Source organism: Thermus islandicus DSM 21543, assembly GCF_000421625.1.
GTDB lineage: Bacteria > Deinococcota > Deinococci > Deinococcales > Thermaceae > Thermus > Thermus islandicus.
The window spans coordinates 1-1,040 of the sequence record NZ_ATXJ01000064.1 but is presented as its reverse complement, the minus strand read 5'-3'; the positions used below and the strand labels follow the sequence as shown (position 1 = coordinate 1,040).

The following is a 1,040-nucleotide window of genomic DNA, read 5'->3' as shown; positions in this document are numbered from 1 at the left end:
ATCCTCACCTCCCCGGACGGGGCGACCTGGACGGCGCAGACCTCGGGGACGGGCAACTACCTCGAGGGCGTGACCTACGGGAATGGCACCTTCGTAGCGGTGGGCGGGTGGGGCACCATCCTCACCTCCCCTTAGTCCTTGACGCAAGTCCATCCCCGCCCCGCGATGGGGCGGGGCGCTTTTACCCGAGGCCCGGTGGGGGTGGGCGCGGCGGCTTCTCGGGTAGGCTGGGTCCGTGCGGCGCAGCTACCTCCTTCTGCTACACGGCCTCCTGCCGGCGTACGCGGCCCGCCTGAGGGTGACCTTGGAGACGGGCTACGGGGGGCTGATTTCCTAGACGGTACAGCTGGACTGGCTAGACCTCGAGGAGGGCCGCTTTGTTTGGGTGGCCCGGTACGACACGGCCGGAGGCGGGGTCCACCGGGACCGGAACCGGATCGCTCCACACGAGACCACCCCTTACCTTCCCGGGGAACCTCGGGGGCTGGAGATGGCCCGGCGGGACCTGCGGGAGGGGGTTGACAACGGCCCAGGTTTTTCTCATCATCCATACCAGCCATGAAGCTCTCCGACTGGGCCCGCACCGCCTGGCGGTGGTTCAAGTCGGGGAAGCTCCCCGTCCCCGCCCGCCAGCTTCCTTCGGGCACCATCCTGGTGGAGGAACCTCTTCCCGAGGGGCGCACGGCGCTTTACGCCCGGGTCTCCTCTGCCGACCAGAAAGAGGACCTGGAGCGCCAGGTGGAGCGCCTGAAGGCCTTCGCCCAAGCCCAGGGATGGGCGGAGTACGAGGTGGTGGCCGAGGTAGGGTCCGCCACGAGGAAGAAGAGGAGGCTTCTGCAGGTTCTGGCCGATCCCGATGTGAGCCGCATCATAGTGGAAAAGCGCTCCCACCTAAGCCGGTTCGGCTTCGCCCTGGTGGAGGCTGCCCTCCGGGCTTCGGGGAGACGGATCGTGGTCCTGGAGGACGAATGCGGGTAACCCAGGCCTTCCGCTTTGAGCTCTCCCCCAACGCCGCCCAGGCCAAGGCCTTGAGCCAGCAC

At 68.1% G+C, this 1,040-nt stretch carries 2 protein-coding genes; both read left to right on the top strand.

The annotated features are described in order from the left end of the window. The first annotated feature begins 346 nt into the window (after positions 1–346). The gene (locus H531_RS15335; protein WP_439332795.1) at positions 347–562 is read left to right on the top strand and encodes a DUF7718 family protein; all 216 of its coding nucleotides are present in this window, start codon (positions 347–349) and stop codon (positions 560–562) included. Next, positions 559–978, top strand: coding sequence for an IS607 family transposase (locus tag H531_RS13365; RefSeq protein ID WP_022799634.1), 420 nt, complete (start codon positions 559–561; stop codon positions 976–978). The genes H531_RS15335 and H531_RS13365 overlap by 4 nt, the downstream gene beginning before the upstream one ends. The last annotated feature ends 62 nt before the right edge of the window (positions 979–1,040 follow it).